The sequence below is a fragment of the Aureimonas sp. N4 genome (genome assembly GCF_001463925.1).
In the GTDB taxonomy this organism is placed as follows: domain Bacteria; phylum Pseudomonadota; class Alphaproteobacteria; order Rhizobiales; family Rhizobiaceae; genus Aureimonas; species Aureimonas ureilytica_A.
The window spans coordinates 140,375-154,907 of sequence record NZ_BBWS01000048.1; the positions used below are offsets into that span (position 1 = coordinate 140,375).

The window sequence follows — 14,533 nt, forward strand, 5'->3', positions numbered from 1 at the left end:
ATGCTATTCAGCGCGCAGACCCCGTAGATTCCGACCTCGCGGTTGCCGACGAAAATATGGTCGATGGCGGCTTCGACGACGAGCCCATGCCCGATCAGCCCTTGATGGAGGCGATCGGCATCGTTCCGGTCACGCAACCGGAGGCGCCGTCCGTTCAGAGCGAATTGCCGGCCGACCGCTATGTGAACCGGGAAGTTTCCTGGCTCCAGTTCAACCGCCGCGTTCTGGAAGAAGCGCAGAATCCCGCCCATCCGCTTCTGGAGCGTGTGCGCTTCCTGTCGATCTCGGCCGGCAATCTGGACGAATTCTTCATGGTGCGCGTTGCCGGCTTGGCCGGGCAGGTGCGCGAGAAGGTGGAGGTGCGCAGTGTCGACGGGCTTCTGCCGCAGGAGCAGCTCGACCGGATTCTCGCCGAGGTTATGGCCCTTCAGGAAGAACAGCAGGCGTCTCTGGCCTCGCTGGTCAAGGATATGAAGGCCGAGCGCATCGCAATCGTGGGCGCCGGCGATCTCAAGCGCGACGATCGCGCTTGGCTGGAGCGCCATTTCAACGAGTCGATCTTCCCCGTTCTGACGCCGCTGTCGGTGGACCCGGCGCATCCGTTCCCCTTCATTCCCAATCTCGGTTTCACCATGGCCCTGTCCATGGTGCGCGAGCGCGATTCGCAGGGGATGAACGCGCTTCTGCGCCTGCCCGTCGCGCTGCAGCGCTTTGTCGAGATGCCGCCGACCGAGGCGGGCGAAGCGCGCTTCGTGCCGCTGGAAAGCGTCGTCGCGACCTTCATCTCCAAACTCTTCCCCGGCTATCGGGTGAAGGGGCAGGGCACGTTCCGTATCATCCGAGACTCGGACATCGAAGTCGAGGAAGAGGCCGAAGACCTCGTGCGCCTGTTCGAGACGGCGCTCAAGCGCCGTCGGCGCGGGTCGGTTATCCGCATCGAGTTCGACCATGTGATGCCCGAAAGCTTGCGCAATTTCGTGGCCGGCGAACTCGGCGTCGCGGAAAATCGCATCTCGGTGATGGACGGGCTGCTGGCGCTCGACTCGGTGTCGCAGATCGTCAAGCTGCCGCGCGACGATCTGAAATTCGATCCCTATATCCCGCGCTTCCCCGAGCGCATCCGAGAGCATAATGGCGACTGCTTCGCGGCCATCCGCGAGAAGGACATCGTCATCCACCACCCCTATGAAAGCTTCGACGTGGTGGTGCAGTTCCTGCGCCAAGCTGCGCGCGACCCCGACGTGGTGGCGATCAAGCAGACGCTCTACCGCACCTCGAACGACTCGCCGATCGTGCGCGCCCTGATCGACGCGGCAGAGTCGGGCAAGTCGGTGACGGCGCTGGTGGAGCTCAAGGCACGCTTCGACGAGGAAGCCAACATCCGCTGGGCGCGCGATCTGGAGCGCGCGGGCGTTCAGGTCGTTTTCGGCTTCATCGAGAAGAAGACCCACTCCAAACTTTCGCTCGTGGTGCGTCGCGAGGAGGGCAAGCTGACCTCCTTCGTCCATGTGGGGACGGGCAACTACCACCCGATCACGGCGAAGATCTATACCGATCTCAGCTATTTCACGACCGATTCCGACATCGCCTATGATGTCGCGCATATCTTCAACTACATCACCGGCTATGCCGAGCCGACCGAGCTTCGCAAGCTCGCCATGTCGCCGCTGACGCTGCGCAAGCGCATCATCCAGCATATCGAGGAAGAGATCGAGCACGAGAAGGCGGGTCGTCCGGGCCAGATCTGGATGAAGATGAACTCGCTGGTCGATCCGCAGATCATCGACGCGCTCTACCGGGCGAGCCAGGCGGGCGTCGAGATCGATCTCGTGGTGCGCGGCATCTGCTGCCTCAAGCCACGCGTGCCGGGCCTGTCCGACAATATCCGCGTGAAGTCGATCGTGGGCCGCTTTCTGGAGCACAGCCGCATCTTCTGCTTCGGCGCGGGGCACGGCTTGCCTTCGGAAAAGGCGATCGTCTACATGGGCTCGGCCGACATGATGCCGCGCAACTTGGACCGTCGAGTGGAAACCTTGATTCCGATCACCACGCCGACCGTTCACAGTCAGGTTCTGTCGCAGATCATGCTCGCCAATATTCTCGACAATCAACAAAGCTGGTCGGTTCTGGCCGATGGCACGTCGCGCCGCATCGAGCCGTCGCAAGGCGAGCAGCCGTTCAACGCCCAGCGTTATTTTATGACCAACCCGAGCCTCTCGGGTCGGGGGAAGGCCCTGAAGTCGAATGCACCCAAGCTCATCGCGAGGCAGCGTGCCGAGCACTCACGCTTCGATTGATCTCCTGCATCCGAACGGCCGGATTCCCGGCCGTTCGCCCGTGGCTGTCGTCGATATCGGATCGAACTCGGTTCGCCTCGTGATCTACGAGGGCAATGTTCGCGCCCCCACCACCCTGTTCAACGAGAAAGTGCTGAGCGGTCTCGGGCGCGGCATTGCTCAGACCAACCGCTTGGACGACAAATCGGTCGCCAGCGCCATCAGCGCGCTCAAGCGCTTCCGCGCGCTTTGCGACCAGAGCGGGGTGGAGGAAATCCATCCGATCGCGACGGCCGCCGCGCGCGAGGCGATCAACGGGCCGGACTTCGTGGCCGCCGCCGAAGCGGCCCTGCGTTGTCCCATCACCATCCTGTCGGGCGCGGATGAAGCGCATTATGCGGCCGAGGGCGTCATCGCCGGCTTCCATGCGCCGAACGGCATCGCCGGCGATCTGGGCGGCGGCAGTCTGGAGATCGTCGAAGTCGCCGACGGGCGCATCGGCAAGGGCATCACCATGCCCCTCGGCGGCCTTCGCTTGCAGGACATGTCGGGCAACGACGTGACCAAGGCGCGTGCCATCGCCGAAAACTATGTGGCCGGATCGGACTTCGCAGCGGTCGCCGCCGGCCGCCCCTTCTACGCCGTGGGCGGAACCTGGCGAAACCTCTTCAAGCTGCATATGGAGCAGTCGGGCTATCCCGTTCATGTGATGCATGGCTACCGAGCCAAGGTGGCCGAGATCGAAGTCTTCCTCGCCAATGTCGCCAAAGGCGACCCCGACAAACTGCCCGGCATTGCGACCATCTCGCGCAACCGTCGCTCGCTTCTGGCCTTCGGCGCGGTCGCGATGCAGGCCGTCATCTCGCAGTTGAAGCCGTCCGAGATCGTGCTCTCGGCCTATGGCGTGCGCGAGGGCTACCTCCATTCGCGCTTGTGGGACGAGGAAAAGGCGCAGGATCCGCTTCTGGAATCGGCGCGCGAGCTTTCGTTTCTGCGCTCGCGTTCCCCAATCCACAACGAGGAACTGGTGGATTGGTCGACGCGCACCTTCGAGGCGCTGTCGATCGGCGAAACGCCGTCCGAAGCGCGGCTGCGCAAGGCAGCCTGCCTGCTGACCGATATTTCCTGGCGCGCGCATCCCGATTATCGCGGGCGCCAGAGCCTGTCGATCATTGTCAACGCCAATATCCCGGCGGTGGATCATCCCGGCCGCGTCTATCTCGCGCTCGCCAATTACTATCGCTACGAGGGCGAGTTCGACACGAGCATTCTGGACGGCATGGGCAGCGTTGTGGAGCCGAGGCTTCTCTATCTCGCGCGCGTCCTCGCCTCGCTCTTCCGCGTCAGCTATCTCCTGACCGCCGCTATGCCCGGCGTTCTTGGACGGCTGCAATGGAAGCAGGATCCGCGCGGCGGCTTCTCGCTGGTGATCCCGCGCGATCTGGAGCCGCTTCTGGGCGAGCGTCCGGAGGCGCGCCTTCAGGCCTTTTCCAAGATCGTGGAGCGCACGCTCCGCTTCGACGTCCGCTGACGCTGATTGGTTCACAAAAAAGGCGGCTCCCGGAGCCGCCTTTTTTGTGGGGATCAGAGCGAGACGATCTCGACCTTTCGATTGCGGTAGACGAGAGCCGTCTTGCCGGCCAGAAGTTGAAGCGCGCGTTCGCCGAACAATTCGCGTCGCCAGCCTTGCAGGGCCTGCACATCGGCCTTCTCGCCATCGACCGCGAGCTTTTCCAGATCATCGCTGGAAGCGATGAGGCGCCCCGCGACGCCCCGCTCTTCCGTCACGATCTTCAGGAGAACGCGCAGGAACTCCACCGCCGCCGCCGTGCCTTCGGGCAGGGTCGGGGGCTTCGGAATGGGCGGAAGGGCCGACTTCGGAATCGCATGGGCGCGCGCAACGGCGGCAAGCAACTCGCGGCCCGCGCTGGAACGCTCGAAGCCCTTGGAGACCGTGCGAAGGCGCGAAAGAGCCTGCTCGTCGCGCGGCTGCTGCTGGGCGATCTCGTAGAGCGCGTCGTCCTTCAGGATGCGCGAGCGCGGCTGGTCCTTGGCGCGGGCTTCACGCTCGCGCCAGGCGGCGATCTCCTTGAGAACGGCAAGTTCGATCGGCTTGCGGATGCGCAGCTTCAGACGCTTCCAGGCATCGTCCGGGTGGATATCATAGGTCGCGGGGTCGCCGAGCACGGCCATCTCGTCCGCCAGCCAGTCCTCACGGCCTTCCACCTCGAGCGCCTTGGCGAGAAAGCGGTAGGCATCGCGCAGAAAGGTCACGTCGCCGAGCGCATAATCCAGCTGCTCCTGCGACAGGGGGCGGCGACGCCAGTCGGTGAAGCGGGAGGTCTTGTCGATGCGCCCCTTGGTGGTGCGCGCGACAAGCTGGTCATAGGCGATCGACTCACCGAAGCCGCAGACCATGGCTGCGACCTGCGTGTCGAACAGCGGCTCGGGAATCAGGCCGCCGAGCTTGTGGATGATTTCCACGTCCTGGCGCGCGGCATGGAAGACCTTGAGCACCGAGCGGTCGGCCATCAGTTCGAAGAAGGGCTGAAGGTCCATGCCCTCGGCCAGCGGATCGACCAGAACGGCCAGATCGTCGGAAGCCATCTGGATCAGGCAGAGTTCCGGCCAGAAGGTCGTCTCGCGGATGAACTCCGTATCGACGGTGACGAATTCGGCCTTGGCCAGGGTGCGGCAGGCATCGGAAAGGGCGGCTGTGGTCGTAATCGGCTCCATGCTTCGATCCATAAACGAAGCGGGCGCGCAAAGGAAAGCGCGCGAACCCGCCAAACCTTGACAGGACGGGTGCTTGATGCGCTTTTCCGCGCAAAAATGGGCTGTGCCGTCGGGCGCGGTCCCCCGGCGCCTCGCGGGATCGGAGGCTGATGTAAGGGATCCTCATGCACCGCTATCGTAGCCATACCTGCGCCGCTCTCCGCCCCTCCGAGGTCGGCCAGACCGTTCGCCTGTCGGGCTGGGTCCACCGGGTGCGCGATCATGGCGGCCTGCTCTTCATCGACCTGCGCGATCATTACGGCCTGACGCAGATCGTGGTGGACCCCGAGTCCCCCGCCTTCAAGACGGCCGAGACCGTGCGCTCGGAATGGGTCATCCGCATCGACGGCGAGGTGAAGGCCCGCACGCCCGATACGGTGAACGCCAAGCTGCCGACGGGCGAGGTCGAGATTTTCGCGCGCGAGATCGAAGTGCTGGCGCAGGCACAGGAACTGCCGCTGCCGGTCTTCGGCGATCTGGAATACCCCGAAGACGTGCGCCTCAAGTACCGCTTCCTCGATCTGCGTCGTGACACGCTGCACAAGAACATCGTCAAGCGCACGCAGATCATCGCCGCCATGCGCCGAGAGATGACGGGCGCGGGCTTTGCCGAATACACGACGCCGATCCTGACGGCCTCCTCGCCCGAGGGCGCGCGCGACTTCCTCGTGCCGAGCCGCATCCATCCCGGCAATTTCTACGCGCTGCCGCAGGCCCCGCAGCAATACAAGCAGCTTCTGATGGTGGCGGGCTTCGACCGGTACTTCCAGATCGCGCCCTGCTTCCGCGACGAGGACCCGCGCGCCGACCGCCTGCCGGGTGAGTTCTACCAGCTCGACGTCGAGATGAGCTTCGTCACGCAGGACGACATCTGGACCACCATGACCCCGGTCATGACGCAGATTTTCGAGGAGTTCGCGGACGGCAAGCCCGTCACCAAGGAATGGCCGCGCATTCCCTATGACGTTTCGATCCGCAAGTATGGCTCCGACAAGCCGGACCTGCGTAACCCGATCGAGATGCAGGCCGTGACCGAGCATTTCGCGGGCTCGGGCTTCAAGGTCTTCGCCGGCATGATCGCGTCCAACCCGAAGGTCGAGGTCTGGGCGATCCCGGCCAAGACCGGCGGGTCCAGAGCTTTCTGCGATCGCATGAATGCCTGGGCGCAGGGCCAGGGCCAGCCGGGTCTCGGCTATATTTTCTGGCGCAAGGAAGGCGAGACGCTGGAAGGCGCTGGCCCGCTCGCCAAGAATATCGGCCCCGAGCGCACCGACGCGATCCGCGCGCAGTTGGGTCTCGGCGATGGCGATGCCTGCTTCTTCGTGGCGGGCGAGCCTTCGAAGTTCTACAAGTTCGCGGGCGAGGCGCGCACGCGCGCCGGCGAAGAGTTGAACCTCGTCGATCGCGATCGGTTCGAGTGCTGCTGGATCGTGGATTTCCCCTTCTTCGAATATAACGAAGACGAGAAGCGGATCGACTTCGCGCACAACCCGTTCTCGATGCCGCAGGGCGGTATGGAAGCGCTGGAAAACCAGGACCCGCTGACCATCAAGGCCTATCAGTACGATGCGGTCTGCAACGGGTTCGAGATCGCGTCCGGCTCGATCCGCAACCAGTCGCCCGAGCTGATGGTGAAGGCCTTCGAGATGGTCGGCCTGTCCAAGCAGGATGTGGAGGACCGGTTCGGCGGCATGTATCGCGCCTTCCAGTACGGCGCTCCGCCGCATGGCGGCTGCGCCTTCGGCATCGACCGCGTGGTCATGCTGCTTTGCGGCGCGAAGAACCTGCGTGAGATCACGCTCTTCCCGATGAATCAGCAGGCCTTCGACCTCCTGATGAACGCGCCGTCGCCCGCAACGCCGCAGCAGTTGCGCGATCTCCAGATTCGCCCGATGCCGCAGGCGCCGAAGGCTTGATCGAACCAACTCTCAACGACGGCGAAAGGGCGCTGCGGCGCCCTTTTTCATGTCCGGTCGGACGGGAAGGAAAACTCGGCCGCCAGATCCCAAGGGCCGCCGAGATAGCGCCAGAGAAGAAGGCCGGTGCCGCTGCCCCGGGCGGGTTCGAACCCCGCCTGCAAATGCTGGAGCAGGCTGCGAGCGGCCTCGGGCTCCACCTTGTTCTGAACGGTGACATGCGGGCGGAAGCCCTGCGCGTCCTGCGGCGTCAGCCAAGGCTTCCAGCGTTTGGCGAGATCGCCGCGCAGCGTCAGAAGCGCCGGGCTTTCGATCTCATAGGCGACACCGCGACCCAGAAAGCGAAAGCCGGATACGCACAGCGGCAGAGGCGGCGTCTCGTCCGCCAGCGCGCGGAGATGGCGGATAATGCCGGGTTCTTCGCTCCCCGGCAGCGCATGGAACAGCGTCAGATGCGCGGGGATGAGATTGCGTTTCGGCGGGAAATATTGCCGTCGTTCGTGCTCGAACCGGGCGCCGAGCGCGGCGTCGAAGCGAAGGGTCAGGATCAAGGGGCTCTCATTCATGCGACCCCAACGCAAACGCCGCGCCCAGGGCTCCCGGGGCGCGGCGTCGCAGGTTGCGTGCGGAACGATCGGTCAGTTGCCGGAGCGCACCGACAGATTGAGAATCTGCGGCAGCGTCTGCGGCGCGCCCATGGCTGCGCCCAGGATTTGCGTCGCCGGAACTGGGCTCGGCGGAGCGATGGAAATCGCGATCGAGCGGGGGTTCTGAAGGAAGCTGCGAACGGCGTCCGTCACCTGCGCCTGGAAGGTGGGATTCTGGAGATAGGCCAGCGCAAGCGGCAGGCCGCCGACGAGCTGGTCCACCAGCTGCGGGCGCGTCGTGTTGTTTTCCTTGGCGTAATAGTCGAGCAGCTTGTTGGTCAGCGAGCGGTCGGTGAAGGAGAGCTCGGCCGAGCGCAGATAGAGCTGCGAGATCAGCCCGATCACCGCCATGCCTGCGCCGTCGCTGGCCTGGGGCGAGGCCTGCATCTGCTTGGACAGCTGCGCGAGCGACTGGATGAAGCTCGGCGTGTAGCCGGTGATCGTATAGGAGAAGGACAGAGCGCCCGCATTGTCCACTTCCAACTGAAGCGGATCGAGAGAAAGCGCGCCGGTCTGCGGGTCCCACGCGCCCGAGCCGGTCAGATCGCCGGTCAGCTGCGGATAGCCGAGCGCGACCAGCGGCGGCGTCTCGTTGCCTTCGGCCGTTGCCGTCGCGTCGAACAGGAAGCGGCCGACGCCGAAATTGGAGCGGTAGCCGCCATTGCCGGCCTGAAGATTCTCGATGCGCCCGTTCTCGACCGAGGCGAGCGTCTTGCCGGCGCGCTCCATGGTGGCGCCGCTCATCTGCGCGCGCTCGAAATAGAGCGGCGAAAGCGAGGCGGACTTGTCGTTGGTGCCCTTGATCTGAATCCCTTCGACCTGCACGCCCGACAGCGTGACCCGCGTCTCCTCCTCGGTCTGATCGACATCCGCAACCTGAAGGCGGCCGACGCGCCAGCCGTCCGGCGTCGATCCGGTGACGGTCTCGAAATGCAGATCGCCCAGCGCGACCGGCTGCGCGGCCTCGCCCTTCGCCGTCAGTTGCACGCCCTTCAGCGTGACATTGTCGTCGTCGGTCGCAACGCCGCTGTAGGACAGCGTCGTGTTCTGCTCGCCCAGCACGGCCTTCAACCGATCGGCGAAGGCTTGCCCATCCACGGCGAAGGCGGAGGACGAACCGGCGAGGACAAGAGCCAGGCCCGCCAGAAGGCTGCGGGTGCGCAAAGCGGTCATGAGCGGGAAACCTTTCGAACGGACGGCGAAGCCGGAGCCGGGTTGGCGCGGATTCGGGCGATGCAAGGACGAGTTCCGCGCTAATATGGCGAATTCGGCCGGGAGTGTAAGCCCGCCACCCGCGTTTCTGCGCTTATGGTTGCGAGAGCCGCAAGCGGCGTGTCCTGGTTTTGTTCTTCCCTTGTTCGCGCCCGTCGATTGCGTTATCGAGCCCGCATGGGCAAGCCTGTAGATCCTCCCGCCGGCGGCGGCGACATCGAACCGATCGACCTGAAGACGGCGCTGGAAGAGCGCTATCTGGCCTATGCGCTATCGACCATCATGGGTCGCGCGCTGCCGGATGTGCGGGACGGTCTGAAGCCGGTGCATCGCCGCATCGTCCACGCGATGCGCGCGCTGAAGCTCGACCCCGATCAGGGTTACAAGAAATGCGCCCGCATCGTCGGTGACGTGATGGGCAAGTTCCATCCGCATGGCGACGCCTCGATCTACGACGCGCTGGTGCGCCTCGCGCAGGACTTCTCGATCCGCTATCCGCTGATCGACGGGCAGGGCAATTTCGGCAATATCGACGGGGATAGCGCGGCGGCCATGCGCTACACCGAAGCGCGCATGACGGAGGTCGCGACCCTGATCCTGCGCGGGATCGACGAGAATGCCGTCGATTTCAAGCCGACCTATAACGAGGAAGACGAGGAGCCGGTTGTCCTTCCGGGCGCTTTCCCGAATCTCCTGGCCAATGGCGCCTCGGGCATTGCGGTGGGCATGGCGACGTCGATCCCGCCGCACAACGCGGCCGAGCTGTGCGACGCCGCGCTCAAGCTGATCGAAGACCCTGAGACCTCGCTCGACACGCTTCTGCGCTTCGTGCAGGGGCCGGACTTTCCGACCGGCGGCGTCGTGGTGGACAGCGCGGAAATCATCCGCGAGGCCTATGCGACCGGGCGCGGCTCGTTCCGCGTTCGCGCCAAGTGGGAGAAGGAAGAGCAGGGGCGCGGCGGCTATGTCATCGTCGTCACCGAAATCCCTTTCCAGGTGCAGAAGTCACGGTTGATTGAGAAGATCGCGGACCTTCTGGTCGCCAAGAAGTTGCCGCTGCTCGGCGACATCCGGGACGAGTCCGCCGAGGATGTGCGTGTCGTTCTGGAGCCCAAGGCGCGCACGGTCGATCCCGAGCTTTTGATGGAATCCTTGTTCCGGTTGACCGACCTCGAGTCGCGCATTCCGCTGAACATGAACGTCCTGTCGGGCGGCAAGGTGCCGAAGGTCATGTCGCTCAAGGAGGTTCTCTCCGAGTGGCTGGCGCATCAGCGCGAAGTCCTGGTCCGCCGCTCGCAGTTCCGCCTCGACCAGATCGAACGGCGGCTGGAAATCCTCTCAGGCTATCTCATCGCATTTCTGAATCTCGATGAGGTGATCCGCATCATCCGCGAGGAGGACGAGCCCAAACAGGTCATGATGCGGACCTTCGAGCTGAGTGACCTCCAGGCCGAATCGATTCTCAACATGCGCCTGCGCTCGCTGCGCAAGCTGGAAGAGTTCGAGCTTCGCCGCGAATTCGACCAGTTGTCGGAAGAGAGGGCGGACAAGCAGGCGCTGCTCGCCTCGGGCGAGTTACAATGGCAGCGCGTGGCCGGCGAGGTCCGCGAGGTCCGCGAAACCTTCTCCAAGAAGACCAAGCTCGGCAAACGCCGCACCATCTTCGCAGGCGCTCCCGAGCGCTCGCTGGACGATATCGCGGTGGCCCTGATCGAGAAGGAGCCGGTGACGGTCGTCCTGTCGCAGAAGGGCTTCCTGCGCGCCATGAAGGGCCATGGGGTCGATCTCTCGACGCTGGGTTTCCGCGAGGGCGATGGGCTGAAGATCGCGTTCCCGGCGATGACCACCGATAAGCTCGTATTCCTCTCCACCAATGGCCGGGCCTTCACGCTGAATGCCGACAAGCTGCCGGGCGGGCGCGGGCAGGGCGATCCGATCCGGCTTCTGATCGAGCTGGAAGACGATCAGGACATCGCCCTCGGCTTCGTTGCCGATCCCGCGCAGAAGCGCCTCGTGGCGTCCACCGACGGCAACGGTTTCATCGTGCCGGAAGCCGAACTGATTTCGGGAACGCGCAAGGGTAAGCAGGTGCTGAACGTCGCCGATCCCGCGCGCCTCGCCTGCGCCGAGCGGGTGACCGGCGACAGCGTGGCCGTTGTCGGCGAGAACCGAAAGATGGTCGTGTTCCCCTTGGCGCAGGTGCCCGAGATGCTTCGCGGCAAGGGCGTTCGCCTCCAACGCTATGCCGATGGCGGGCTGCTCGATCTGAAGATCTTCAACCTTGCCGAAGGCCTGACCTGGAACGACACGGCCGGCCGCCAGCATCAGCGCTCGGAAGCCGACCTGTTGGAATGGCGCGGCGACAGGGCTCAGGCCGGGCGGCTGGTGCCGAAGGGCTTCCCCAAGAGCGGACGTTTCACCTGACGAAAAAGCCGGCCCCAAGGGCCGGCTTTTTGATGACATGTGGCCGTGTCACTCGCCTTCGATGGGCGGGACCACGGTCGGTTTGGGCTGATAGCGCTCCCAGCCCTTGGGCATCAGGTGCTCCTGCGGCTGGTAGCGGATCTTGTAATCCATCTTGCGCGAGCCATCGACCCAATAGCCCAAGTAGAGATAGGGCAGGCCGAGGGCGCGCGCGCGCTCGATGTGGTCGAGGATCATATACGTGCCGAGCCCGCGCTGCGGCTCGTCCGGGTCGAAAAAGGAATAGACCATCGACAAGCCGTCGGCCATGACATCGGTCAGCGCGACGGCTTTCAGCGCGCCGTCCGAGCGCGGGGAAAAGGCGGAATCCGGCCCCTTGCGGCGATACTGGATGATCCGCGTATCGACCTGGCTGTCCTCGATCATCATTGCGTAGTCCATGACGGACATTTCCGACATGCCGCCCTGCGTGTGGCGCGCGTCGAGATAGCGGCGGAACAGGGCATATTGCTCGCTGGTCGGCTCGGCCTCGGCCATGCGCCCCACGAGATCGGAATTGGCAGCCCAAGTTCGGCGCATGGATTTGGCGGGCTTGAACTCGTCCACGAGGATGCGGATCGACACGCAGGCCCGGCAGCGCTCGCAGGCGGGGCGATAGGCGATGTTCTGCGAGCGACGAAAGCCGCCCTGCGTCAGAAGATCGAGAAGCTCAGGCGCGCGGTGCCCGACGAGATGCGTGAAGACCTTTCGTTCGAGCTGGCCGGGCAGATAGGGGCAGGTCGAAGGCGAGGTCAGGAAGAATTGCGGAGTCTGGGGATGCGCCGTCATGAGTTCCGACCGCCTCGTCGTGCATCCGCCAGCGAAAGGAGGCCGCTGGCGGGATGTCCCAGTTTGGAACCTGAAGCTTGCGTTGAAAAGACTGCCCGGACGCTTGCCTGCGCCGGGCGCCCGATCAGCTTCGGCGCACGACCACGGTGCCCAGGAGAAGGTCCTGGAGCAGCTGCTTGCGCGGTGTGAAGAGCGCCAGGAGAACGATGAAGCCGGAGGTCAGCGTTCCGGCGACCCAGAACAGGATGCTGTGCGCGGCTCCCATGCCCACATCCACCCGTTCGCCGTCCAAGCGCTCAAGACGAAGGTCGAAGAGACGCATCCCCGGCGTCGCCTGAGCGCTGCCACCCAGCGTGAAGCTCACATAGGGCAAGGCCACCAGCGGAAACAGGATGGCATAGAGCATCCAGCCGAGCCCGAATGTCACAATGCCAAGCAGACCCACCACGAAGAAGGCGGGGATGCAGAGCAGGAGCACGATCGAGTAATCGACTAGAAACGCCATCATGCGCCGCGTGCGCACGCCCGAATAGGCGCGCGGCTGGTCGAGCCAGGAGGCGGCGGGCTGGAAAGGGGCGGTGTTGCTCATCGGCGCGGAGTTCCTTTGTTCTTGTTCGGAAAGATGGGAAGCCCGCGCCCCATTCGCAACGACGTTCAGCGCTGCTGAAGCGCTTCGGCCACGCGCGGCGAGAAATAGCTGAGAACGCCGCTGGCGCCCGCGCGCTTGAAGGCGCGCAAGGTCTCGAACATCGCCTTGTCGCCGTCGATCCAGCCGTTCTGCGCCGCCGCCATGATGACCGAATATTCGCCCGAGGTCTGATAGGCGAAGGTTGGCATCCGAAATTCTTCGACGAGTCTTGCAAGAATGTCGAGATAGGGCAGGCCGGGCTTGACCATAATCATGTCCGCGCCCTCGGCAATGTCCTGCGCGGCCTCGCGGATCGCCTCCGCCGCATTGCCCATGTCCATCTGGTAGGTCCGCTTGTCGCCCTTCAGAGCGCCGGTCGAGCCCACCGCGTCCCGGAATGGCCCGTAGAACGCGGAGGCATATTTGGCGGCATAGGACATGATCATCGTGTCGCGCAGACCCTCTCCATCGAGCGCCGCGCGAATGCAGGACACGCGTCCGTCCATCATGTCGGAGGGGCCGATAATGTCGCAGCCGGCTTGCGCCTGAACCACGGCCTGCCGGCAAAGAAGCTCGACCGACTCGTCGTTGAGAATCCGCCCCTCGCGCACCACCCCGTCATGCCCGTGGCTCGTATAGGGATCGAGCGCGACATCGCAGAGAATACCGATCTCGGGAACCGCGTCCTTGATGGCGCGTGTGGCGCGGCACACGAGATTGTCGGCGTTCAGCGCCTGCGAGCCGGTTTCGTCGCGCAGCTCCGGGTTGGTGAAGGGAAACAGCGCGATCACGGGAATGCCCAGATCGGCCGCCCGCTGCGCCGCCTCGACGCAGCCTTTGACGGAATAGCGGAACACGCCAGGCATGGAGGCCACGGGCTCCGGCGCGCCGTCTCCTTCGCGCACAAAAATCGGCCAGATCAGATCGTTGACGCTGACATCGCTCTCGCGCACGAGTCGGCGCACCCAGTCGTTCTGGCGCAGGCGTCGCAGGCGCGTGCCGCCCGTTACCTGATCGATCGTGCGCGCGAGAGAGCTTTCGTTCTTCATGTCGGGGCCGCTCATGCTGATGGAATCGTGAAAACGCCGTCGAAGCGGGTGGTCGCGGGTCGGCCGCCCATTCCGCCCGCTAGATAGACCCGCGCCCGTCCTGACGAAACCGTGCAGCGGGAAAAAACCATCGCACCCTGCCATCGTGCGATCCGATGCTCTACGTCTGAAACGAGACGGGCCAGCGTGCCGGTTTCTGGCCACGGGACGATGACATGACCGCATTCACCTTCGATCCGCCGAACGCTCCAACAGGGCGCGGCGGGCGTCAGCGATGACGATCGAACTGTTCAAGCCCGACCCGGAAGCGAGCCTCAACCGGGCGTTGACGGCCTGGCTATGCCGAATCGCGGGGCTCGCGTTGTTTGGCATGGGCCTGTTCTACTGGGTGAGGCTGATCGGCATCTTCGACGGTCCGCTCTGGCGATTCGACCTGATGCCCGTCTGGTGGCGCTTCGCGGCGCCCACGCTTGCCGTGCTCTATCCCATCGCCGGCATCGGCCTGTGGATGGTCACGTCCTGGGGCACCGTCATTTGGGTTCTGTTGACCCTGGTCGAGGCACTGATGCATTTCGGCTTTCCCCATCTCTTCGGGGCTGAGCTTCTGGCGGTTGGGCTCAATGCCGGTGGGCTGGCGTTGCTCGCCATGCTGCGGCTCGTCGCCTTCGTCGAGGCGCGGCGCAAGGCTCGTTCGAATTGATTCTTTGATTATGACCAATCGTTAAGCAAAAATAGTAAACGCGGAAGGATAGAATTCGTTAACAGTGACGTTTAAGTC

Annotated in this window: 11 protein-coding genes; 5 read left to right on the top strand and 6 right to left on the bottom strand. The window is 64.3% G+C overall.

Features of this window, described 5'->3' with window-relative positions; genetic code table 11:
- The first annotated feature begins 104 nt into the window (after positions 1–104).
- Both AUL28_RS16515 and AUL28_RS16520 read left to right on the top strand, forming a co-directional pair.
- The gene (locus AUL28_RS16515; protein WP_192843478.1) at positions 105–2,297 is read left to right on the top strand and encodes an RNA degradosome polyphosphate kinase; all 2,193 of its coding nucleotides are present in this window, start codon (positions 105–107) and stop codon (positions 2,295–2,297) included.
- On the top strand, positions 2,272–3,807 hold the full coding sequence (locus AUL28_RS16520; protein ID WP_441294090.1) for a Ppx/GppA family phosphatase: 1,536 nt from the start codon (positions 2,272–2,274) through the stop codon (positions 3,805–3,807). Before AUL28_RS16515 ends, AUL28_RS16520 begins: the two co-directional genes overlap by 26 nt.
- Before the next feature lie 53 nt (positions 3,808–3,860).
- Here the strand turns inward: AUL28_RS16520 and rnd are convergent, their stop codons facing one another.
- Positions 3,861–5,012 carry a ribonuclease D gene (gene rnd / locus AUL28_RS16525; RefSeq protein WP_062222724.1) on the bottom strand — a complete coding sequence of 384 codons (1,152 nt, stop codon included), beginning with the start codon at positions 5,010–5,012 and terminating at the stop codon, positions 3,861–3,863.
- 164 nt (positions 5,013–5,176) lie between these two features.
- Here rnd and aspS point away from each other — a divergent pair, with 164 nt between their 5' ends.
- Positions 5,177–6,967 carry an aspartate--tRNA ligase gene (aspS, locus tag AUL28_RS16530; RefSeq protein ID WP_062234615.1) on the top strand — a complete coding sequence of 597 codons (1,791 nt, stop codon included), beginning with the start codon at positions 5,177–5,179 and terminating at the stop codon, positions 6,965–6,967.
- Between the two features lie 47 nt (positions 6,968–7,014).
- Here the strand turns inward: aspS and AUL28_RS16535 are convergent, their stop codons facing one another.
- Together AUL28_RS16535 and AUL28_RS16540 are read right to left on the bottom strand one after the other, a co-directional pair.
- Positions 7,015–7,518, bottom strand: a complete 504-nt coding sequence (locus AUL28_RS16535; RefSeq protein WP_306302765.1) for a 2'-5' RNA ligase family protein — start codon at positions 7,516–7,518, stop codon at positions 7,015–7,017.
- An 87-nt stretch (positions 7,519–7,605) separates the two neighbouring features.
- Complete coding sequence (locus AUL28_RS16540) at positions 7,606–8,787, bottom strand: hypothetical protein (RefSeq protein ID WP_058599626.1); 1,182 nt, start codon at positions 8,785–8,787, stop codon at positions 7,606–7,608.
- Positions 8,788–9,003: 216 nt separating this feature from the next.
- Between AUL28_RS16540 and parC the strand changes: the two genes are divergently transcribed.
- Complete coding sequence (parC, locus tag AUL28_RS16545) at positions 9,004–11,250, top strand: DNA topoisomerase IV subunit A (protein WP_062234623.1); 2,247 nt, start codon at positions 9,004–9,006, stop codon at positions 11,248–11,250.
- A gap of 48 nt (positions 11,251–11,298) precedes the next feature.
- Here parC and AUL28_RS16550 read toward each other — a convergent pair whose 3' ends face one another.
- The 3 genes from AUL28_RS16550 to hemB all read right to left on the bottom strand — a co-directional run bounded on the left by AUL28_RS16550 (position 11,299) and on the right by hemB (position 13,755).
- A complete protein-coding gene (locus AUL28_RS16550) occupies positions 11,299–12,078 on the bottom strand; it encodes an arginyltransferase (RefSeq protein WP_062222734.1) in 780 nt (259 codons plus the stop codon).
- Between the two features lie 124 nt (positions 12,079–12,202).
- On the bottom strand, positions 12,203–12,667 hold the full coding sequence (locus AUL28_RS16555; RefSeq protein ID WP_062222736.1) for an RDD family protein: 465 nt from the start codon (positions 12,665–12,667) through the stop codon (positions 12,203–12,205).
- A 65-nt stretch (positions 12,668–12,732) separates the two neighbouring features.
- Positions 12,733–13,755 (bottom strand): porphobilinogen synthase, encoded by a 1,023-nt coding sequence (gene hemB, locus AUL28_RS16560; protein ID WP_062234749.1) that lies wholly within the window; start codon positions 13,753–13,755, stop codon positions 12,733–12,735.
- A 274-nt stretch (positions 13,756–14,029) separates the two neighbouring features.
- On the opposite strand from hemB, the gene AUL28_RS16565 reads away from it, so the two are divergent.
- Entirely contained in the window at positions 14,030–14,455 is a 426-nt protein-coding gene (locus tag AUL28_RS16565) for a DUF6163 family protein (protein ID WP_058633424.1), read from the top strand.
- Positions 14,456–14,533: the final 78 nt, after the last annotated feature.

What these genes read in the sequence shown, in the direction of transcription:
- AUL28_RS16515 (WP_192843478.1), top strand. Translation starts at nt 105, where the DNA reads ATGGAGGCGATCGGCATCGTTCCGGTCACGCAACCGGAGGCGCCGTCC.
- AUL28_RS16565 (WP_058633424.1), top strand. Translation starts at nt 14,030, where the DNA reads ATGACGATCGAACTGTTCAAGCCCGACCCGGAAGCGAGCCTCAACCGG.
- AUL28_RS16555 (WP_062222736.1), bottom strand. Translation starts at nt 12,667, where the DNA reads ATGAGCAACACCGCCCCTTTCCAGCCCGCCGCCTCCTGGCTCGACCAG.
- AUL28_RS16550 (WP_062222734.1), bottom strand. Translation starts at nt 12,078, where the DNA reads ATGACGGCGCATCCCCAGACTCCGCAATTCTTCCTGACCTCGCCTTCG.
- rnd (WP_062222724.1), bottom strand. Translation starts at nt 5,012, where the DNA reads ATGGAGCCGATTACGACCACAGCCGCCCTTTCCGATGCCTGCCGCACC.
- hemB (WP_062234749.1), bottom strand. Translation starts at nt 13,755, where the DNA reads ATGAAGAACGAAAGCTCTCTCGCGCGCACGATCGATCAGGTAACGGGC.
- parC (WP_062234623.1), top strand. Translation starts at nt 9,004, where the DNA reads ATGGGCAAGCCTGTAGATCCTCCCGCCGGCGGCGGCGACATCGAACCG.
- AUL28_RS16540 (WP_058599626.1), bottom strand. Translation starts at nt 8,787, where the DNA reads ATGACCGCTTTGCGCACCCGCAGCCTTCTGGCGGGCCTGGCTCTTGTC.
- aspS (WP_062234615.1), top strand. Translation starts at nt 5,177, where the DNA reads ATGCACCGCTATCGTAGCCATACCTGCGCCGCTCTCCGCCCCTCCGAG.